Source organism: Streptomyces liangshanensis (assembly GCF_011694815.1).
Lineage (GTDB): Bacteria > Actinomycetota > Actinomycetes > Streptomycetales > Streptomycetaceae > Streptomyces > Streptomyces liangshanensis.
This window is the reverse complement of record NZ_CP050177.1, coordinates 4,974,595-4,995,000: the sequence shown is the minus strand read 5'-3', so window position 1 is coordinate 4,995,000 and position 20,406 is coordinate 4,974,595. Positions and strand designations below refer to the sequence as shown.

The 20,406-nt window shown below is 72.5% G+C and carries 16 protein-coding genes (1 of these 16 only partly in view); 3 read left to right on the top strand and 13 right to left on the bottom strand.

Translation table 11 applies throughout. The features are described from left to right. Positions 1-578, top strand: partial view of an RDD family protein gene (locus HA039_RS21635; protein WP_243869646.1) — the 3' portion only. It extends 370 nt beyond the left edge of the window; the window shows 578 of its 948 coding nt (coding positions 371-948); its start codon lies beyond the left edge, outside the window; its stop codon occupies positions 576-578. Positions 579-611: 33 nt separating this feature from the next. Here the strand turns inward: HA039_RS21635 and HA039_RS21630 are convergent, their stop codons facing one another. From HA039_RS21630 to HA039_RS21590, 9 genes are all read right to left on the bottom strand, one after another. After that, the gene (locus tag HA039_RS21630) at positions 612-1,226 is read right to left on the bottom strand and encodes a hypothetical protein (protein ID WP_167032522.1); all 615 of its coding nucleotides are present in this window, start codon (positions 1,224-1,226) and stop codon (positions 612-614) included. A gap of 150 nt (positions 1,227-1,376) precedes the next feature. After that, a complete protein-coding gene (gene ahcY / locus HA039_RS21625; RefSeq protein WP_167032519.1) occupies positions 1,377-2,834 on the bottom strand; it encodes an adenosylhomocysteinase in 1,458 nt (485 codons plus the stop codon). A gap of 257 nt (positions 2,835-3,091) precedes the next feature. Continuing rightward, on the bottom strand, positions 3,092-4,069 hold the full coding sequence (locus HA039_RS21620) for a cation diffusion facilitator family transporter (protein WP_167032518.1): 978 nt from the start codon (positions 4,067-4,069) through the stop codon (positions 3,092-3,094). Between the two features lie 87 nt (positions 4,070-4,156). After that, on the bottom strand, positions 4,157-5,326 hold the full coding sequence (gene manA / locus HA039_RS21615; RefSeq protein WP_167032516.1) for a mannose-6-phosphate isomerase, class I: 1,170 nt from the start codon (positions 5,324-5,326) through the stop codon (positions 4,157-4,159). Between the two features lie 178 nt (positions 5,327-5,504). Further along, positions 5,505-6,647, bottom strand: a complete 1,143-nt coding sequence (locus tag HA039_RS21610; RefSeq protein ID WP_167032514.1) for an SIS domain-containing protein — start codon at positions 6,645-6,647, stop codon at positions 5,505-5,507. Between the two features lie 124 nt (positions 6,648-6,771). Further along, a complete protein-coding gene (locus HA039_RS21605) occupies positions 6,772-6,954 on the bottom strand; it encodes a Trm112 family protein (protein ID WP_167032512.1) in 183 nt (60 codons plus the stop codon). Between the two features lie 438 nt (positions 6,955-7,392). Beyond that, the gene (locus HA039_RS21600) at positions 7,393-8,778 is read right to left on the bottom strand and encodes a phosphomannomutase/phosphoglucomutase (protein ID WP_208298681.1); all 1,386 of its coding nucleotides are present in this window, start codon (positions 8,776-8,778) and stop codon (positions 7,393-7,395) included. Between the two features lie 164 nt (positions 8,779-8,942). Beyond that, entirely contained in the window at positions 8,943-10,583 is a 1,641-nt protein-coding gene (locus tag HA039_RS21595) for an L-lactate permease (RefSeq protein WP_167032510.1), read from the bottom strand. Positions 10,584-10,774: 191 nt separating this feature from the next. Beyond that, complete coding sequence (locus HA039_RS21590) at positions 10,775-11,230, bottom strand: DUF3499 domain-containing protein (RefSeq protein WP_167032508.1); 456 nt, start codon at positions 11,228-11,230, stop codon at positions 10,775-10,777. Between the two features lie 275 nt (positions 11,231-11,505). Between HA039_RS21590 and HA039_RS21585 the strand changes: the two genes are divergently transcribed. Then, positions 11,506-11,934 carry a metallopeptidase family protein gene (locus HA039_RS21585; RefSeq protein WP_167037310.1) on the top strand — a complete coding sequence of 143 codons (429 nt, stop codon included), beginning with the start codon at positions 11,506-11,508 and terminating at the stop codon, positions 11,932-11,934. A gap of 25 nt (positions 11,935-11,959) precedes the next feature. Here the strand turns inward: HA039_RS21585 and HA039_RS21580 are convergent, their stop codons facing one another. Continuing rightward, complete coding sequence (locus tag HA039_RS21580; protein ID WP_167032506.1) at positions 11,960-12,919, bottom strand: alpha/beta hydrolase family protein; 960 nt, start codon at positions 12,917-12,919, stop codon at positions 11,960-11,962. Positions 12,920-13,109: 190 nt separating this feature from the next. On the opposite strand from HA039_RS21580, the gene HA039_RS21575 reads away from it, so the two are divergent. Beyond that, positions 13,110-13,706 (top strand): TetR/AcrR family transcriptional regulator, encoded by a 597-nt coding sequence (locus HA039_RS21575; protein ID WP_167032504.1) that lies wholly within the window; start codon positions 13,110-13,112, stop codon positions 13,704-13,706. Between the two features lie 66 nt (positions 13,707-13,772). Here the strand turns inward: HA039_RS21575 and HA039_RS21570 are convergent, their stop codons facing one another. The 3 genes from HA039_RS21570 to HA039_RS21560 all read right to left on the bottom strand — a co-directional run bounded on the left by HA039_RS21570 (position 13,773) and on the right by HA039_RS21560 (position 19,940). Further along, entirely contained in the window at positions 13,773-15,398 is a 1,626-nt protein-coding gene (locus tag HA039_RS21570; protein WP_167032502.1) for a DUF5719 family protein, read from the bottom strand. Beyond that, on the bottom strand, positions 15,395-19,378 hold the full coding sequence (locus HA039_RS21565; RefSeq protein ID WP_167032500.1) for a glycosyltransferase family 2 protein: 3,984 nt from the start codon (positions 19,376-19,378) through the stop codon (positions 15,395-15,397). Before HA039_RS21565 ends, HA039_RS21570 begins: the two co-directional genes overlap by 4 nt. 298 nt (positions 19,379-19,676) lie before the next feature. Beyond that, positions 19,677-19,940: a WhiB family transcriptional regulator gene (locus tag HA039_RS21560; RefSeq protein ID WP_014046372.1), complete on the bottom strand. Its 264-nt coding sequence runs from the start codon at positions 19,938-19,940 to the stop codon at positions 19,677-19,679. Positions 19,941-20,406: the final 466 nt, after the last annotated feature.

The following is a 20,406-nucleotide window of genomic DNA, read 5'->3' as shown; positions in this document are numbered from 1 at the left end:
TCTCCTGCATCGCTTCCCTCGTGTCGGCGCGGGGGCGCCGGCTCGGGGATGTCTTCGCGGGGACCCTGGTCGTACGGGAGCGGGTGCCGAACGCGCCCATGGTGGTCGTCCCGCCTCCGCCGCCGTGGCTCGTCGGGCGCTTCTCCGAGCTCGACCTCTCCGATGTGCCGGACGGCCTGTGGCTGGCGATCCGCCAGTACCTGACGCGGATGACGCAGCTGGATCCGGCGGTGAGCTGGTCGATGGCGCAGCGGTTGGCGGGGGATCTGGTGGCGCGCACCGGGACGCCGGCGCCGGAGGGGGTTCCTCCGGCGGCGTTCCTGGCGGCGGTGGTGAGTGAGCGGCGGGCGCGGGACGCCCGGCGGACGCTCAGCGGGCCCGAGGCCGGTGGGCGCGGTACGGCCGCGCAGGCATCTGCGGCCGCGGCTGCTTTCCTGCCTCCGTCGCCGCACCCGTACCCGTACCCGGCCCTGTCCCCCGAACCCGCACAGGCACCCGCACCGGCACCTGCGCCGCAGACCGCCCCTGCCCCCGTTCAGCAGCTCCCCCCGGCCACCGGCTTCGCGCCGCCTGCCTGAGGTCACTCCGCCGGGAGCCGCGGGAGGTACGGGTCAGGGCAGGGTCGACGGGGGTGTCTCCAGGTCCTCCAGCTCGATGCCCGGCGCCGAGAGCACGACGTCGCCGCTGAGGTGAACGGTGTGCTGCTCACCGGTGTCCAGGGCGCTGACCTGGTACTCGTCCACCGTCAGGGGCCCGTTGTCAGTGGCGTGCGCTTCACTGTTCATCAAGGCCCAGGACTGGTCCAGCGTGCGGGGGGCGAGGACCGGGTCGGTGAATGCCACGAGCCGGACGCGGGTCGCGGGCGCGCCGGGGCTGAGTCGCAGGAGACGGGCGGTCGCGACGAGAAAGGCGGGGGATGTGCCGGTGAAGGCGTGGGCGCCGACGTTGCCTTCGGTGGCGTGGACACCGGAGGGGTCGGTACGGACCCAGGTGACGCCGTCGAGGGCGGCGCCGCGGATCTGCCAGCTGGCGGCGTGCAGTTCGAGGCGGATGGGGCGGCCGAGTTCGTCGAGGGCCAGGTCGACGGAGCCCGCGTGGTCGCCCGCCGGAGTGGTGATCTGGGAGACGTAGCGCCAGCCGGACGGGCCGGGGGCGCAGTGGAAGTGTTCTTCGCCGAGAGGGGTGTGGTCGTGCGGGTCATGGAGCGAATAACGGCCGCGGGGCATGGGGTCCTTCAGGTCTTTCCGGTACGCGGGTACTGATCGCGCGCCGTCGGGCGCCGTACACGGGACAGGCCCCCGGCACGGGGGTGCGGGGGCCTGTCCGTCGACGTGCGGTGCGATCGGTGGCGCTGGTCCGTGGGAAGCGCCGGTCGATCAGTAGCGGTAGTGGTCGGGCTTGTACGGACCCTCGACCTCGACGCCGATGTACGCGGCCTGCTCCGGGCGGAGCGTCGTGAGCTTCACACCGAGCGCGGCGAGGTGGAGGCGCGCGACCTTCTCGTCCAGGTGCTTCGGGAGCACGTAGACGTCGGTCGGGTACTCCTCCGGCTTGGTGAAGAGCTCGATCTGGGCCAGCGTCTGGTCCGAGAACGAGTTCGACATCACGAAGGACGGGTGGCCGGTCGCGTTGCCGAGGTTCAGCAGGCGGCCTTCGGAGAGGACGATCAGGGTCTTGCCGTCGGGGAACGTCCACGTGTGGACCTGCGGCTTGACCTCGTCCTTGACGATGCCGTCGATCTTCGCGAGGCCGGCCATGTCGATCTCGTTGTCGAAGTGGCCGATGTTGCCGACGATCGCCTGGTGCTTCATCTTGGCCATGTCGGAGGCCATGATGATGTCCTTGTTGCCCGTCGTGGTGACGAAGATGTCCGCGATGGAGACGACGTCGTCGAGCGTGGAGACCTGGTAGCCGTCCATGGCCGCCTGGAGCGCGCAGATCGGGTCGATCTCGGTGATGATCACGCGGGCGCCCTGGCCGCGGAGGGACTCGGCGCAGCCCTTGCCGACGTCGCCGTAGCCGAAGACGACGGCGACCTTGCCGCCGATCAGGACGTCGGTGGCGCGGTTGATGCCGTCGATCAGGGAGTGGCGGCAGCCGTACTTGTTGTCGAACTTGGACTTGGTGACCGCGTCGTTGACGTTGATCGCCGGGAAGAGGAGGGCGCCGTCGCGGTGCATCTCGTACAGACGGTGGACACCGGTGGTGGTCTCTTCGGTGACGCCGCGGATCTCGGACGCCAGCTTCGTCCACTTCTGCGGGTTCTCGGAGAGCGTGCGGTTGAGCAGCGTGAGGATGTGCGCGTACTCCTCGCTGTCCGCCGTCGCCGGGTCCGGGGCCGCGCCGGCCTTCTCGAACTCGACGCCCTTGTGGACGAGGAGGGTGGCGTCACCACCGTCGTCGAGGATCATGTTCGGGCCGCCGGTGGGCGTGTTGGGCCACGTGAGGGCCTGCTCGGTGCACCACCAGTACTCCTCCAGCGTCTCGCCCTTCCAGGCGAAGACGGGGATGCCCTGGGGGTTGTCCGGGGTGCCCTTGGGGCCGACCGCGATGGCGGCGGCGGCGTGGTCCTGGGTGGAGAAGATGTTGCAGGACGCCCAGCGGACCTCGGCGCCGAGGGCGGCGAGGGTCTCGATGAGGACCGCGGTCTGGACGGTCATGTGCAGGGAGCCGGTGATGCGGGCGCCGGCCAGCGGCTGGGCCGCGGCGAACTCCTCGCGGATCGAGATCAGGCCGGGCATCTCGTGCTCGGCGAGGGTGATCTCCTTGCGGCCGAACTCGGCAAGCGAGAGGTCGGCGACCTTGAAGTCCTGTCGGTTGGCGACAGTCGTCATACGAGCTGCTCCTCGTGAAGGGTGGGTCGAGGGTGGATACGTTCGGCTGGCTCTGCGGTGTCCGGGCATACGAATGCCCGAGCACTCGCGGACCGGTCCGTCGGAGGCCCTCTCTCCCTCGGTCGGTCCGCGTGAGCGGGCCGCCCGACCGCCATCAGCAGCGACGTCTGGCTCTGTGCACGAATCTACACCGATCGGCTCAGCCGCCCACAGTCGATCGGGCAAGCGCTCCAGGGAAAGTCGAGTGCCGGGAGCGATCAGGAGGCGGGGGTCGGCGTGGGGCCGCCCGGGTGCTTGGCCGGGTTGGTGCCGGCCGCGGCGGCGGACTCGCTGTAGATGTCCGGCTCCAGGTAGATCACGCGGGCGATCGGGACGGCCTCGCGGATGCGGTTCTCGGCGGCGTTGATGGCCTGGGCGACCTCGCCGGCGGTGTCGTCGTGCTGGACCGCGATCTTGGCGGCGACGAGCAGTTCCTCCGGGCCGAGGTGGAGCGTACGCATGTGGATGATGCCGGTGACGACGTCGCCGTCGACGAGGGCGGTCTTGATCTTCTCGACGTCCTCCGTGCCGGCGGCCTCGCCCAGGAGCAGCGACTTCGTCTCGGCGGCGAGGACCAGGGCGATCACGATGAGGAGGATGCCGATGCAGAGGGTGCCGATGCCGTCCCACACACCGTCGCCGGTGGCCAGGGCGATACCGACGCCGCAGAGCGCGAGGATCAGGCCGATCAGGGCGCCGAGGTCCTCCAGGAGGACGACGGGCAGTTCGGGGGCCTTCGCGCGGCGGACGAACTCCGTCCAGGAGAGCGAGCCGCGGGTGACGTTGGATTCCTTGATGGCCGTACGGAAGGAGAACGACTCGGCGATGATCGCGAAGACCAGCACGCCGACCGGCCAGTACCAGGCCTCGATCTCGTGCGGGTGCTTGATCTTCTCGTAGCCCTCGTAGATCGCGAACATGCCACCGACGGAGAAGAGGACGATGGAGACGAGGAACGCGTAGATGTAGCGCTCGCGGCCGTAGCCGAAGGGGTGTTGGGGGGTGGCCTCGCGCTGCGCCCGCTTGCCGCCGAGGAGAAGCAGTCCCTGGTTGCCGGAGTCGGCGAGGGAGTGGACGCTCTCGGCGAGCATCGACGACGAGCCACTGAAGAGGAACGCCACGAACTTGGCTACTGCGATCGCGAGGTTGGCGCCGAGCGCCGCCACGATCGCCTTGGTTCCGCCTGACGCGCTCATGGGTGCCTGGAGTCCCTTCTTCGGTGCCGCGGCCCTGGCGCCGCGCTACGGCGGCACATTGTTGCAGCCGTCGGCGCGGTCACCCACTCAGACCACAACAGTTGCCCGGAATACGGTCCCGTCACCGGACAGTTCGGCTTTTTCTCCCGCCGCGACGAAGACCGAGGTGCCCGGGGTGAGTTCCAGGTCGTTCGCGCGGGGCGTGCCGGCCGTGCAGAGCAGGATCTGGGGGGTGGGGGCGGTGAGGTCGCGCGGGGCGGCGCCGGGTGCCAGGAGGTAGCGGGACAGGCGGAATTCGTCGATCGGGGTCTCGTACAGCTCCTCGCCGGTGGCGGAGGCCTCGGGGCGCAGGACGGACGGTTCCGTGGTCTCGAAGCGCACGATGCGGAGCAGTTCGGGGACGTCGACGTGCTTGGGGGTGAGGCCGCAGCGCAGGACGTTGTCGGAGTTGGCCATGATCTCGACGCCCAGGCCGTCGAGGTAGGCGTGCGGGACGCCGGCGCCGAGGAAGAGGGCTTCGCCGGGCTGGAGTCGGACGTGGTTGAGCAGGAGGGCGGCGATGACGCCGGGGTCGCCGGGGTAGTGGTGGGCGATCGAGACGTACGGCTCGTACGGGCCGCCGAGGCGTTCCGCGGCGACGGCGGTCTCGGCGACGGTGGCGGCCATCTCGGCCGGGTCGGCGGCGAGGACGGCGGTGAGGACCTCGCGTAGCGCCGCTTCCTGGGGGTGGGCGCGGAGGAGGTCGACGTACGGCTTGAGGGAGTCGACGTCGAGTCCGGCGAGGAGGTCGGCTGCGTCCTCGGGGGCGCGGAAGCCGCAGAGGCCGTCGAACGGGGTGAGGGCGCAGATCAGTTCGGGCTTGTGGTTGGCGTCCTTGTAGTTGCGCTCCGGGGCGTCGATCGGGACGCCCCGGCGCTCCTCGTCGGCGTACCCCTCCTTGGCCTGGGCCAGGTCGGGGTGCACCTGGAGGGAGAGCGGGGAGCCGGCGGCGAGGAGTTTGAGGAGGAAGGGCAGGCGGGGGCCGAACTTCTCGACGGTGGCCGCGCCCAGTTCCGCGGCGGGGTCGGTGGCGATGATCTCGTGCAGCGGCTGTTCCCCGGCGCCGCGGCCGCGGTCGGCGCGGGAGGGGGCGCCGGGGTGGGCGCCCATCCACATCTCGGCCTGGGGCTCGTCCGTGGGGGCGATGCCGAGCAGTTCCGGGATGGCGGTCGTGGAGCCCCAGGCGTAGGGGCGCACGGTGTTGGAGAGGCGGTCCATGGGTGGGTTCCTTGTGCGAGGGAGGGGAGGTGGGTGGGGCGGGGGGTGGGTTTGCAGCGGGTCTGCGGTGGGGCGCGTTCTTGTACGGGGCGTTCGTGTGCCGGGGCGTTGGGGTCGGGGTCCGCGGGGGCGGCGGTGCCGGTGGGGCGGGTTCAGGGTCCGGGGTGGGGTGTTCGCGTCATGCGGGGGCTCCGCCGGCCAGCGCCAGGTAGACGGTGGCGAAGTCGGTGACGGCGATCAGTTCGGCGAGGGCTTCCAGCTCGGTGCCTTCGTCGGGTTCGAGTTCGCTGAGGGGGGTGTCGTGGCCGAGGGCCAGTTCGCGGGCGGCCGGGGCGGCGGTCAGGCCGCCGGCGGGGCGGTCGCGCAGCAGGACGATGCGGGGGCGCAGGGTCTGGGGGTCGTCGACCCGGTCGCGGAAGAAGTCGTCGGGGTCCGTGCCGCCGCCGGTCAGGTCGCCCGCGAGGAGGGCGCCGTGGGCGGGGAGGGCCTCGGGGAGTTCGGCGGCGAGGGCGGGGCGGCCGGTCAGTTCAGCGAGTACGGCGGCGAAGCGGCGGCCGGCCGGGGCAGTCGCGACGCCTTCCGTCCAGATGAGCGGGAGGCTGTCGGCGAGCTCGGCGGCGAGGGTCTTCGCGGGGTTGCTGTACGTCGCGATGGACGGGCCGCAGCGTTCCGCGGTGCGGTCGAGGCGGTCGGCGACGAGGTGGAGGGTCTCGGTCGGCGCGGTGAGCAGGCCCACGCGGTCGAGGAGGGCCAGCAGCGGGACGAGCAGGGCCCACAGGGCGCCGGGGCCCGCCGCGGGGGGCGGCTCGGTCTCGTACTGCTCGCTGGGTGTCGTCGCCATGGGGACGAGGAGGCCGCGCGAACCGTCGACGGTCTCGCTGAGCGGGGAGCCCGCGGGGGCGACGGCGACGATGGTGCAGCCTCGGCGGTAGGCCTGCTCGGCAAGGAGGGCGAGGCCTGGTTCGGTGCCCTCCGTGGTGACGACGAGGAGCAGGTCCACGGGGCCGGCCCAGCCCGGTAGCGTCCAGCGCAGGGCGCCCGCGGCGGGGGCGACGCCGGTGGCGTGGAGGCGGGTCACGGGGGCGGTGCCGCCGGCGAGGGCGGCGATGAGTTCGGCGACGCCGGTGGCGGCGGTGCCGGAGCCCGCGATCAGTACGGCGCGGGGGCGGCCCTCGGGGTTGAGCTGGGTGACGCCGGCCTCGGCGGTGTGCCGCAGCGCGGTGCGGACGCGGGCGCCGGCTTCCGCGGCGCCGCGGAGGAGGCCGTGGCGGTCGGCGCGGGTCAGCGCGTCGGGGGCGTCGAGGAGCGACTCGTCGAGCATGGGAGTGGGCCTCCGATCGCCGGGCGCGGGGGGCGCTGGGCGCGCTGTTCGCCGGGGGTGGTGTGGGGTGCGGTGGGGTGCGGTGGGACGTGGGCGTGGCGCTGGGGCGTTGCGCCTCTGCCTGTCAGGCGGGGCGGCGGGCCTCGTCGACGAGGAGTACGGGGATGTCGTCCCGTACCGGGTAGGCCAGGCCGCAGGTGTCGGACGTACAGACCAGCTCGGGGGGCTCGGCGGTGGTGCGGTCGTTCAGGGGGGCGTGGCAGGCCGGGCAGGCGAGGATTTCGAGGAGGCCGGCTTCTAGCGGCATGTCGGTGGGATCCCTTCGGGGTGCGTGGATCTGGCCATGTCAGCGTACCGCTGGGGGGTGGGGGGGTGTGTCGATGTACGGGGTACGGAGGGGGCTGCGGGAGCTTGGGGGGTGCGCCTGCTCGGCGGGTGCGGGGGTGTCCTCGTGGCGGACGGGCTGGAGGGGGTGTGGCTGGGCCGGGGCAGGTTGGGGACGCCCGTCGCGCGCAACGGGCCGTCCTCAAACGCCGGACGGGCTGAAGGGGGACGGGCTGGAGGGAGGCGGTGGGTGCGCCCACCACAGGCGCGCGTCTGTCCTCAAGCGCCGGACGGGCTGGAGGGGGGCGTGGCTGGACCCGGGCAGGTTGGGGACGCCCGTCCCGTGCAACGGTCCGTCCTCAAACGCCGGACGGGCTGGAGGGGGACGGGCTGGAGGGGGTGGCTTTCGGAGTTGGTGGTTCTAGGGGGTGGGGGGTGTGCGGATCAGGGTCAGGGCCTCGTCTCTGATCTTGGTCATCAAAGGGGTGTCCCTTGCCTCTACGTTCAGGCGCAGCAGGGGTTCCGTGTTGGAGGGGCGGAGGTTGAACCACCAGTCCTTCGCTGTGACCGTCAGGCCGTCCAGGTCGTCCGTCGTGACTCCTTCGCGCGTGGCGAAGGCCTCCCGTACCGCTGCCGTGCGGGCCATCTGGTCGTCGACCGTCGAGTTGATCTCGCCCGAGCCCGCGTAGCGGTCGTACGACGCGACCAGGTCGGAGAGCGGGCCGGGCTGGCCGCCGAGGGCCGCCAGGACGTGGAGGGCGGCCAGCATGCCCGTGTCGGCGTTCCAGAACTCGCGGAAGTAGTAGTGCGCGGAGTGCTCGCCGCCGAAGACCGCGCCGGTCCTCGCCATCTCCTGCTTGATGAACGAGTGGCCCACCCGGGTCCGCACCGCCGTACCCCCGTGCTCCTTCACCACCTCGGGGACGGACCAGGACGTGATCAGGTTGTGGATGATCGTGCCGCCCGGGTGCTTGGCCAGCTCGCGCGCCGCCACCAGCGCCGTGATCGCCGACGGCGAGACGCCCCGGCCGCGCTCGTCCACGACGAAGCAGCGGTCCGCGTCCCCGTCGAAGGCCAGACCCAGGTCGGCGCCCTCGGCCACGACGCGGGCCTGGAGGTCCACCAGGTTCTTGGGGTCGAGGGGGTTCGCCTCGTGGTTGGGGAACGTGCCGTCCAGCTCGAAGTACATCGGCACCAGGTCCAGCGGCAGCCCGGCGAACACTGTGGGGACCGTGTGGCCGCCCATCCCGTTGCCCGCGTCCACGACCACCTTCAGGGGGCGGATCTCCGAGAGGTCGACCAGGGACAGCAGGTACGCCGCGTACTCCGACAGCGTGTCGCGTTCTGTGATCGTTCCGGGAGTGGGGGAAGGGGAGGAGGGGGACGGAGACGCGGGTTGCGTCGACAGCCACGCCTCCACCTTCGCGCGGATCTCCCCCAGCCCCGTGTCCTGCCCCACCGGGGCCGCGCCCGCCCGGCACAGCTTGATGCCGTTGTACTGCGCCGGGTTGTGCGACGCCGTGAACATCGCCCCCGGCAGCCCCATGTCCCCCGACGCGAAGTACAGCTGGTCCGTCGAGCAGAGGCCGATGATCGTGGCGTCCGCGCCGCGCGAGACGGCTCCGCGCGCGAAGCTCGCCGCCAGCCCGGGCGACGACGGGCGCATGTCGTGGCCGATCACGATCGCCTCGGCCTCGGTGACCTCCACGAAAGCCGCGCCGAACAGCTCCGCGAGCCGGTCGTCCAGCTGTTCCGGATACAGCCCACGCACGTCGTAGGCCTTCACGATCCCCGACAAGTCCGCCACGAGCTACCCCTCCTGAGTTCTCCGCCAGCGCGTGCCGCGGCCGTGCGCCCGGAACCGCGCGCCGACCGCACCGCTGCGATCGGCTCAAACTACCCGTACGGGGCGGCGTACTCGTTGACGATCGCGTTACGGAATCGTCCGGTCATCGGCCGGTCATCAGCCGGTCACGGAAGCATCCACCCCAGGACCGCCGTGCTCTGCCCCACCACGATCAGGCACATCACCAGCAACAGCCCCAGGCTCCACGGCAGCACCTTGCGCAGCAGATCCCCCTCCTTCCCCGCCAACCCCACCGCCGCACACGCGATGGCCAGGTTCTGGGGGGAGATCATCTTGCCCAGCACTCCCCCGGAGCTGTTCGCGGCGGCCAGCAGCGCGGGGGACAGGCCCGACTCCCGTGCCGCCGTGACCTGGAGGGCGCCGAACAGTGCGTTGGCCGAGGTGTCCGAGCCGGTGACCGCGACGCCGAACCACCCCAGGATCGGCGACAGGAAGGCCAGCCCGGCGCCCGCCGCCGCCACGAAGTGGCCGATGGTGGCCGCCTGTCCGGACAGGTTCATGACGTAGGCGAGGGCCAGGACGGAGGTGACGGTGAGGATCGCGTACCGCAACTCGCCCACCGTCGCCGCCCACTCCCGCGCCGCGTCCGCCACCCGTACCCCCAGCACCCCAGCCGTGAGCAGACCCGCCAGCAGGACGAGCGTCCCGCCGGTCGCCACGAGCGGCAGCGAGAAGACGTTGGCGCCCACCGGCTTCCCCTCCGCGTCGGAGACGTCGAGGAAGGGCCAGTCGAAGACCTGGGTCGCCCTCGCCAGCAGGTCCTTGACCGGCGGGACCTGGGCGAGCGAGAAGATGACGACGATCAGGGCGTACGGGGCGTAGGCGCGCAGCACTTCGCGGCGCGGGTCCTCCTCGTCGAGATCCCCGCTCCGTACGCCCGTGAGGACCGCGACCCGCACCTCCTCGCGCGCCGGCTCGCGTGCCGAGGGCACCGCGACCAGGGCCGCCGCGCCCGCCAGCGCCGCGGCGATGTCGGCGAGTTGGGCGGAGACGAAGTTCGAGGCGGCGAACTGGGCGGCGGCGAAGGCGATTCCGCAGACGAGGGCGGGCAGCCACGTCTCGCGCAGTCCCCGGCGCCCGTCGACCAGCCCGACCAGCACCAGCGGCACGACCAGCGCGAGCAGCGGTGTCTGCCGGCCCACGACGGAGGCGACGGTGTCCAGGGGCAGCCCGGTGACCTGCGCGAGGGTGACGACCGGCGTCCCCATCGCGCCGAAGGCGACGGGCGCGGTGTTGGCGACGAGCGCGACGACGGCGGCCTTCACCGGGTCGAAGCCGAGCGCGACCAGCATCACCGCGGAGATCGCGACCGGCGCCCCGAAGCCGGCCAGCGCTTCGAGGAGCGCGCCGAAGCAGAAGGCGACCACCAGCGCCTGGATGCGCGGATCGTCGGACAGCCGCCCGAACGAGCGCCGCAGGATGTCGAAGTGGTGGGTGCGGACCGTCATCCGGTACACCCAGAGGGCGTTGACGACGATCCACATGATCGGGAAGAGCCCGAAGAGCACGCCCTGCGCCCCGGCGGACAGGGTCTGGCCGAGCGGCATCCCGAAGGTGAGCCACGCGACCAGGACGGCGACGGCGAGACCGGTCAGCCCGGCCCGGTGCGCTCTCACGCGCAGGCCGCCGAGCAGGATCAGCACGGCGGCCAGGGGAAGGGCCGCGACGAGGGCGGAGAGCGCGAGCGAGCCGCCGACGGGGTGCAGTCGCTGTTCGAAGGCCAGCTGGTGTACGGATACGGACATGACAGCCCTCCGGGTTCCGCGATACGGAAACTGAATCTCTCACCGGTGGAGGAATGGTCATGCGCATGACAAGCACAGGTCAATGGCGCGGACAGGAACTGTGGCGGAGCGGGCTGATAACAAGCGGCAACCGTGGCGGCAAACGGGAGAATGCGGCGTCAGGACCCCGACATGAGGTCAGGACTCCGACATCAGGACTCCGGGGAACGCAGCACCCGCAGATGCCCGCGCCGCCCGACCTCGACCGGATCCGCCCCCCGCGCCCCCTTGCCGCCACCGCTCCCGCCGCCGTTCCCCTTGCCGCCGCCACCGGCGGCGCGCTCCTGGGGCCTGGCGGCTTCCCGTACGGCGTTGGCGAGGGCCTCCAGGTCGTCACCGCTCGGGCGTGGCGGGGCCGAGCCGTCCGTCAGGCGGACGACCTCCCAGCCGCGCGGAGCGGTCAGCCGCTCGCTGTGTTCCGCGCACAGGTCGTAGCAGTGGGGCTCGGCATAGGTGGCGAGCGGGCCGAGGACCGCGGTCGAATCGGCATAGACGTACGTCAGTGTCGCGACAGCGGAACGGCCGCACGCGGTGCGCGAACAGCGACGTACAGGGCTCACGACGTTGGACGGTACCGCACTCTTGAGCGGGCCGCGACGACTCTCCACCAGGTCACTCGCCCGTGTCGCGCTGTGACATCCCGCACAACGGCCTCCGGAGTAACTGGCCTGACCTGCGCGGGAAGACGCGTGGCCAGGTGGCGACAGCCCGTGACACAGTCATCACTTGGGGCAAATCCCGTCAAGGACGGCAAGGTCGGCGATCGCGCGACCCCATGTAAATGAGCCCAAGCTTGGCCGGAATGCTCAATATGCGACATGGGGGCCGCGGGGGGCGGGAGCCGCGATCGCCGGGGCGCGGAGAGAGCTACCCTGCGTCAGTGATGGACAGTCCTGTACCGCCCCGCCCGACCGAGCCCCGGCCGCGCCGCCGCGACCGCCACGGCCGAGGCATGCGTGGCCCCGTCGCCCCGCCGCAGGTGCCCCTCTCCGCCAGCCGCTCGGAGACGTTCCGTGATCTCGTACGGGACTCCGTGGACCGGCTGGAGCGGCGCTGGCCCCAGTTGGCCGAGGTCGAGTTCCTGGTCCTGGACGTGCCCGGCACGCAGGACGAGTCCGTACCGCTGGGGAGTTCGGTCTCCGCCGGCAAGGATCACCCGGCGCGCATCATGGTCTACCGGCGCCCGGTGGAGATCCGCACCAAGAACCGCGACGAGCGGGCGCTGCTGGTCCACGAGGTGGTGGTCGAGCAGGTCGCCGAACTGCTGGGCCTGGCACCGGAGTCGGTGGATCCGCGGTACGGGCAGGAGTGACGCGGGGGCCCGGTGACGACCCCGCCTACTTCGACTCGATTCGTCCGACCGGGGCCGGATCCGCCTCCAGCGCGTCCCGCGCCACCGCCCAGGCCGGATCCCCGGGGTGCAGCGCGGTACGGAGGTAGGCCCAGGTGAGCCGCTGGAGCGCGGCCACCCGCCCGGGGTTCTCGTCCGTGGTCTCGGCGACGTCGTACCCGGAGATCCCGCCCAGCCCGTGTTCCGCGCCGAACAGTGTGAGCAGGGACTTGGGCCCCGGGGCGAGGACGTACGGATCGGCGTGCCAGTCCGCGCCCGCGACCGTCAGGTGGGGGGACGTGTCCTGGTCGCCAGCCACCACCAGCGCGGGCGTCGCCATCGCGGAGAAGTCGGCGGTCGACAGGAACGGGAGGGCCTCGGCCATGGACCCGGTGAGGGCGTCGCCGCCCCGGCCGGTCGTGGCCAGCAGGACCCCCGCCTTGACCCGGTCGTCGGCGAGGTCCACCTCCGTACCGTCGTCCGGGTCGGTCAGCCGGGCGCCGAGCAGCAGGCTCGCGGTGTGCCCGCCCATCGAGTGCCCCGCCACGGCGACCCTGCTCCGGTCCAGGCGCCCGCGTAGCTGCGGGACGGCGGCCTCGATGGCGTCGAACTGATCCAGGACGTGCTTCATGTCCTCCACCCGCGAGCGCCAGAACATGGGCGCGCCGGGAGTGGCGGGGTCCAGGTCCAGCGACCGTGAGCTGAGGTGGGTGGGCTGGATCACGGCGAAGCCGTGCGCCGCCCAGAAGGTGGCGAGCGGGGCGTAGCCGTTCAGCGAGGACAGGTGGTGGGAGTGGCCCTGGCCGTGCGAGAGGAGGACGACCGGCAGGTTGTTCCCGGTCACGGGCACCGAGACCCGTACCTCCAGGTCGACGGGCCGGCCGGGGGCCGCCAGCACCACGGGGCTGACGGAGAGGACGGGGGCGGGCGGGCCGGGGAGGCCGGCCGGGTGCGTGGGCGTGTTCATGTCGGGGAGGTCCCTTCGACGGCCGAGGCGGTCGGAAGCCGCCGCTTTCGGCTAAGCTGAAAGCGGAACGTTGTTCCGATTACGATACGGAACACTGTTCCGCTTTGTCAAAGGTCGTCGGCCCGAGGTCGTCGGCCCAGGGTTGTCGGCCCGAAATCGTTGGCCCGAGGTCGTCGGAAGGAGCGCGGTGGTGCCCAGCACGAGCCAGTCAGGGGAGGTGCCGGCCCGGAGCAAGCGGGCCGACGCGCAGCGCAACCAGCAGACGCTGCTCGCCGCCGCCGCCGCGGTGTTCGTCACCTCCGGCGTCGACGCGCCGATCCGCGAGATCGCGGGCAAGGCGGGCGTCGGGGTGGGAACGATCTACCGCCACTTCCCGACGCGGGCGGACCTGGTCGTCGCCGTCTACCGCCACCAGGTCGAGGCGTGCGCCGAGGCGGGGCCGAGCCTGCTGGAGAGCGCCGCGTCCCCGCTGGCGGCCCTGCGGCAGTGGGTCGACCTGTTCGTGGACTTCCTGGTCACCAAGCACGGGCTCGCCAACGCCCTGCAGTCGGACGGCGGCGGCTTCGACGCGCTGCACACGTACTTCCTGGACCGCCTGGTGCCCGTCTGCGGGCACCTGCTCGACGCGGCGGCCGGCGCCGGGGAGATCAGGCCGGGTACGCGGCCGTACGAGCTGATGCGCGGCGTCGGCAACCTGTGCGCCGGGCGGGACAGCGATCCGCGCTACGACCCGCGCCGCCTGGTCGACCTGCTCCTCCGGGGGCTGGAGGGCCCGCGGCCGTCCTGAGCGGGCCGGCCACGAAGACCCGGCGGCCTGCCCGCCCGACAATCTGCCGGGCAGGCCTCGGTCATCTCAGTCGCCGAGGATCGACAGGTCCTCCTTGGCCGTCGGTACGTACACCGTCCCCCGGTCGTCCGGCAGCGTCTGCACCGTGAACATCGGTACGCCGTCCTCCGGCAGCGCCAGCATGCGCGCCGCGTGGACCGGCCCGCCCGACTGCGGCTCGACGGTCAGCGCGTACTGGCCCTTGAGCCCGGCCGGCACCGGCGGGGTGACGTCCAGGGTCGTACCAGCCTTGACGTTGTACGTCTTCTCGGCCGGTTCGCCCCCGCCGCTCCCCGCCGAGGCGACGACCTTCACCGTCGCCGCCGCGCCCGGCGCGGTCAGCGAGAGCGTCGTGCCCTTCGCGCGGTTGTCGGCCACGCTCGCGCGGGCGGTGACGGGCCCGGTCGCGGGGATGAACGCGATCTCCTGGTCGCTGCCCTTGCCCCGTACGACCCGCAGCGCCGCGACCACCGGGGTCGGGCTGCCGGCCTGCGACGGGCTGAGGATCAGCGAGCCGGCCTCGCCCTTGGTGACGTCGGCCAGGTCGAGCGACGCCGTCATCTTCGACTTGACGTGCAGGCTCTCGCTCCCGGCCGGGGTGATCGTGCCGTCGGCGCCCGCCAGTTGGACCTTCAGGTCCGCGTCGTCCCCGCCGGGCGCGAAGGCCACCAGCCGGACGTCGGTCGCGTCCTCCGGGATGCCGGGGAGCACCAGCGTGGCCGCCGGGTCGGCGGAGGCGGCCAGCCAGTCGCTGCCCACCGTGTCGTCGGCCACGCGCACCGCGGCGCCGACCCGGCCCGTACGGGTGCTGACGTGCACGGTCACGTCCTGGGACGCCTCCGAGGTCAGCGTCGAGAGCAGCACCGGGACGCTGGAGCGGGCCGGCACCGGAATGCCCTCGCCCACCTCGGACTTGAGCGCGCCGTTCTTCCCGTACAGCTCGACGTCGACGACGGCGGCGCTGTCGTCCGGGTTGGTGAGGTGGACGTAGTCCTGCCGGGACTTCTCCGTACTGGCCCCGGGGAACCAGAAGTCGGTGTCGGGCGGCGTGCAGGACAGGCCGAGCAGGCCGCGCGAGCCGCCCACGGAGTCCACGGTGGACTGCTGGGTGGTCCAGCCGGGGGCGAGGCTGCCGGTGGCCGTGCCGATGAGGGCGGGGGTGTCCGCCCCCTCCGCCTCCTTGGAGACGGGGGTGCCGGGCGCCTTGACGCCGACGAACGCCTTCGCGGGCGCGTCGGCCTTCTGGTCCGCCGCCTTCTTGTCGCCGTCCTTCGCCGCGTCGTCCTTCGCCGCGTCGTCCTTCGCCGCGTCGTCCTGCTTCGCGTCGTCCTTCTTGTCGTCGCTCTTCTTGTCGTCCCCCGTGGAACTGTCCGTACCCGCCGACGCGGCGGCGGACGGCACCAGTTCGGCCGTACCCGTCGTGCTCCCGCCGGACGTGCCGCCCGCGGGCGTGAAGGACGTGTACGTCGTCTCCGCGAGGTCCGAGACGCTCGGCGCGGGGCAGACCAGGCTGCTCCGCTCCACGGGAAGCAGCTTCGGCGTCGCCGCCACCGGCGCCTTCCCGTCGTCGGCGGGCGCGGACAGGGTGGCGAATCCGGTGACCGCCGCGAGGGCGGTCGCGGCCGCGAGCAGGGAGAGAGTCGTACGGTTCACTGGTCGGTGCTCCCGTCGGGGCGCGGACGCCGCTCGTTGTCAGGGCCCTCGGGGGACGGCTGCTGCTGCCCGTAGCCGTACGGGTCGTAGGAGGCCGGGTCGTACGGCGGGGGCTGCTGCCCCTCCTCGTACGTCCCCTGCTGGTACGGGTCCGCCGGGTACTGCTGGTCCGGGTACGGCTGCGCGGGGTACTGCTGCTGGTCCCCGTACTGCTGGTCGGGGTACCCCTGTTGGCCGGGGTATTGCTGCTGGTCCGGGTAGGGCTGGTACGGCTGCTGCTGGTACGGGTCGCCCTGGTACTGCCCGGCCGGGTACTCGCCCTGGTACTGGTCGCCCTGGTAGGGCGCGTACTGCGGCTCCGCGTACGTCTGGCCGTCCCACTCCCCGTACGGCTGCTGCTGCGGCACCGCCGCGTACCCGTCGGAGCCGGGAGGCGCGGACGGCACCGGAGGCGCGTCGGGAACGCCCGCTCGGTCCGGCCCCTGGCCCTGACCTTGGCCCTGGTCCTGGCCCTGGCCCTGATCGTCACCCGAGGGGTCCGCGCTCCCCGGCTGCCGCTGCTCCGGCAGGTCGAAGCCGAACCCGTCCGGCGTCTCCCCCGCGCCGACCGCGTCCGTACCGCCGGAGGTCTCCCCCTCGGCCTCCGCCGCGGCCCGCAGCCTGCGCGCCCTGCGGCCCTCGCCCTCGACCGCCTGCGCCGCGTACGCCAGCTCCTCGTCGGGCAGGTCGTCGTCGATCTCCCGGCGCCGCCCCGGCAGGGCGAGCACCAGCAGGACCACGGCGAGCGCGCCCTGCGCCCAGATCCACGCGGTGTGGGTGATCGGGTCCTCGTACGTGAGGTCCAGGCGGCCCCCGGCGGCGGGCAGCGCGAAGCCCTGCGCCCAGCCGTCGACGGTCCGCGCGGCGAGCGGCTTCCCGTCGAGGGTGGCCTGCCAGCCCTCGGCGGCGCGGTCCGCGATGCGCAGCACCCGTCCGTCGGCGCCCGCCGGGATCCTCGTGTGCGCCTCGACCGGGCCCGCGGCGACGGCGAGCGGTTCGCCGTCGGCCTTGCCGTTGACGATGGTGGCCCGGGAGATCTGGCGGTCGACGCGCCACAGCGCGCTGCCGTCCAGCTGGCTCAGCCGGCTGAGGCCCGGCGTGGCGTCGAGGACGCGGCCCATCTCGCGCGGCGCGCCGTCCCGTACCAGCACGTAGCGGATCGCGAAGCCGCTGAGCTGCTGCGTCTGGTCGGCGCCCGATCCGGCGACCAGGTTCGCGACGACCTTGTCGAGTCGCGGGTCGCTGCCGCCGGACGCGGTCAGTTCGGCATCGCCGAGGCGGCTGCCGGAGCCCCGGACCAGGGCGTACGACACCTCGGCGGTGGTGGTGCCGTCGAGGACGAGGGTGCGGGGCTGGTCGCGGGTGATGGACTCCTCGGCAACGAAGGCGGGCACCTGGACCGGGTCGCGGCGCTCCAGCGGTCCCGCGGCGCCGCTGATCATCCAGCCGAAGACGGACAACAGCGGGGCGACGAGCGCGGCGGCGGCGACGAGCGCGGCGACGGGCTGGCGCCAGCCGAAGCTCTGGGCGGCGACGCGTTCGCGCGCGCCCTCCGCGCCGACGACGGCGGCGGCGATCAGCGCGAGGCCGTAGACGAGGGTGGCGGGGCCCGCCCAGCCGGAGTTGTTGGTGACGACGGCGAAGACCAGCCCGACCAGGGCGACGACCCAGGCCGCGCGGACGGCGAACTGCCGCTCGCCGCGCAGCAGGGCGCCGAGTGCGGCCAGGACGATGCCGAGGAGCACGATGCCGCCGGCCGCCTTGGGGCCGCCGGGGCTCATGCCGAGCAGGTCGAGGGCGGTGGCGGAGCCCGTACCGAACTCCAGGCCCGCCTCCCGGAGGAAGGCGGCGGGGTCGGTCAGCAGGGAGAGCGACCAGGGCGCGAGGAGCAGGAGGGGCGTGCCGAGTGCGGCGAGGACGCGCGGGACGTACCCGGCGAGGTCGCGGCGGCGCAGGGCGAGGACGGCGACGCCGAGCACGACGGCCAGCGGCCAGGCGACGGGGGTGAAGGCGGTGACGAGCGTCAGCAGGAAGGCGTAGGCCCAGGTGGCGCGCCAACTGCCGCGCGCCGGAGGGTCCGCCTGCTCCTTCGGGTGCTCGGTGTCGTCCCACTCGTCGTCGGAGTCGGAGTCGGCGCGCGCCCCGGCGCGCCCGCCGCCGCCGGAGCGCAGCGCGTACGCGCCGACGGCCGCGCGGGCGATCAGGGGCAGCAGGATGGCGAGGACGGCCGTACCGAGGCGTCCGGTGGCCAGGGCGCCGGTCGCGGCGGGCAGGAAGGCGTACGCGACGCTCGCCCAGGCCCGCAGCAGCCGCGACTCGGTGAGGGGCCGCGACGCGAAGTAGGCGCTCACCCCGGCGAGCGGGACGGAGCAGACGAGCAGGAGCGTCAGCGCGAAGCCGGTGGAGCCGAGGAACAGCGCGGAGAGGGCGGCGAGGACGGCGAGGTACGGCGGGGCGGTCTGCGTGCCGCCCGTACCGACCGGGTGCCAGCCGTCCGCGTACCGGGACCAGAGGGCCGAGACGTCACCGGGGGCGGGCAGCAGGGCGCCGCCGGCCAGTGCCCCGCCGCTGAGCAGCGAGCGGCAGGCGACGAGCGAGACGAGCAGCAGGATCCCGAAGAGCACGGGTCCCGGCCGGTGGGCCAGCTTCTTGAGCCGGGCGAACTGCTCGACCTCCATGAAGTCGGCGTCCTCGCCGCCGGGGCCCGACTCGACGACGCCGTGGCGGGAGCCGCCCGCGTCGGTGTCGGTGTCCCGACCGAGGCTGCCCGCGATCTGTTCGACGGTGGCGCGGATGGTGGCGCCCGGCGGCGGGAAGAGGGGGCGCAGTTCGGAGGCCTCGGTGACCCCTTTGCCCCGCGCGCGCCGGGCACCCATGATCCGTCCGGGGCGCAGCAGGGTCCCGAACAGCCCCATGACCTCGTCGACGGCCTGTCCCGGCACCTTGCCCACGAGGTAGGCGAGGGTGCGCAGGAGGGTGCCGAGGACCAGCCGGAAGAACACGAACGGGAGCACGGCGGCCCGCGCGTTGACGAGCATCGTGTAGACGGCGCCGGCCTTGTCGACGCGGTGCGGGTTGACGACGGAGCGGCCCGCGCAGTCGACGGTACGGCGCTCCCTGGCGGCCGCCTCGGCGTGCCGCATGACGGCGTCGGGGGCGACGAGGACGCGGTGTCCGGCCGCGTGCGCGCGCCAGCACAGGTCGACGTCGTCGCGCATGAGCGGGAGGGCGCGGTCGAAGCCGCCGAGTTCGTCCCAGACGTCGCGCCGGACGAGCATGCCGGCGCTGGAGACGGAGAGGACGGTACGGACCTGGTCGTGCTGGCCCTGGTCCTGTTCGCGGCGGTCGAGGCCGGTCCAGCGGCGTCCGCTGTTGGCGATGGAGACGCCGACCTCGAGGAGCTGCTTGCGGTCGTACCAGCCGCGGAGCTTGGGGCCGACGACGGCGGCGTACTGGTCGGAGTCGGCGACGCGCAGGAGTTCGGCGAGGGCCCGGGGGTCGGGCGCGCAGTCGTCGTGGAGGAGCCAGAGCCACTGCACCGGTTCGCCGTGGGGCAGTTCCGGCAGGTCGTACGTGTCGTCGCGCCAGGTCCTGGTCTCGGGGTCCCAGCCGCTGGGCCGCTTCAGGTACGGCAGGTCGTCGGGGGTGAGCGTCCCCGCGGCGTGCACGGCCTCCTCGACCGCCGTACCGAATCCGGACCTGCGGGCGAGGTGCAGCACCCGTTCGTCGCCCAGCGACTCGGTGAGCAGCTGGGCGGAGTCGTCGGCGCTTCCGGTGTCGGCGGCCATGACGTTCTGCACGGGGCGTTCCTGGCCCAGCAGCCCGGCGAGGGCGTCGGGCAACCAGCGCGCACCGTCATGGGCGACGAGGACCGCGGTCACGACGTGGCGCGGGAACTCGGGTGCGGTGGCGGGGACGAACGCGGCGTTGGTGGGGGACATTGAGGTAACGGGCCCTCCGGCCGGGGGGTCGCCCCGAGGGGGGCGTCGATGCGTCTCGGACGGGGCCCCACACTAACGGCTGACACCATGACGGTCCGCCGCCTGCGGTGTTGTCGCAGACCGCGGACCGTTCCCTACGTACGGGTTTGCGCGGATTGGTCGCGTGGACCGGTCGTCGCGCGCGTAGTTGTCGCGCGTGTGGCCGTCGCTCGCGGATCGCCGGCCGTGCGTCGCCAGTTGCCGACCGCCGATCGTCAGACGGTAAGACAATCAACGAAAGAAAGTGATCGGAGCGCGATCAGATCGCGGCTTTCTTCAATCGCCGACGCTCACGTTCCGACAGGCCGCCCCAGATACCGAATCTCTCGTCGTTGGCCAGGGCGTATTCAAGGCATTCTGAACGGACTTCACAGGCGAGGCAGACCTTCTTGGCCTCGCGGGTGGAACCGCCCTTCTCGGGGAAGAAGGACTCGGGGTCGGTCTGGGCGCACAAGGCGCGCTCCTGCCAGCCGAGTTCCTCGTCCGCGTCCTCGACCAGCAGTTGCTGGAACAGCTCGGTCATGTGCGCCCCTCGTCTGTCTTTTGCGTCCCCGTGCGGTGGCCGCTACCGATTCCGGCCGAACGACACGAGTGAAATTACAAGTGGGTGGCTCCGGGGCAGTCAAGCGGAGATCTGCTATTGGGCCCGGTATTCACTCTGCGGAACCAAGGCTATGCGGAAAGTGTTCAAATCACCAAAAACCTGACACATGCCACTGGCCTGCCCGCGCCCACCCCCTCCCCTCTCCGGGAGAGACGCCACGAGCCCCGGGCCCGTGCCGGTCCGGCCACGGAAAGCGATCCGGATCACAGTCCGATCACGAGGGCGCGACGGTGTTTGCGTACGCGGTTGCTGCGCCATGTCTCCGCAGGTGCCCGTGCACAAACCTTTCTCCGCTCGGAGTAACCGGATGTGGTGAAACATTACCCCCAAATCGGGCATTGAGTTGACACTGGCAACCAGATTCGCCACCTTTAGTGACATGCCA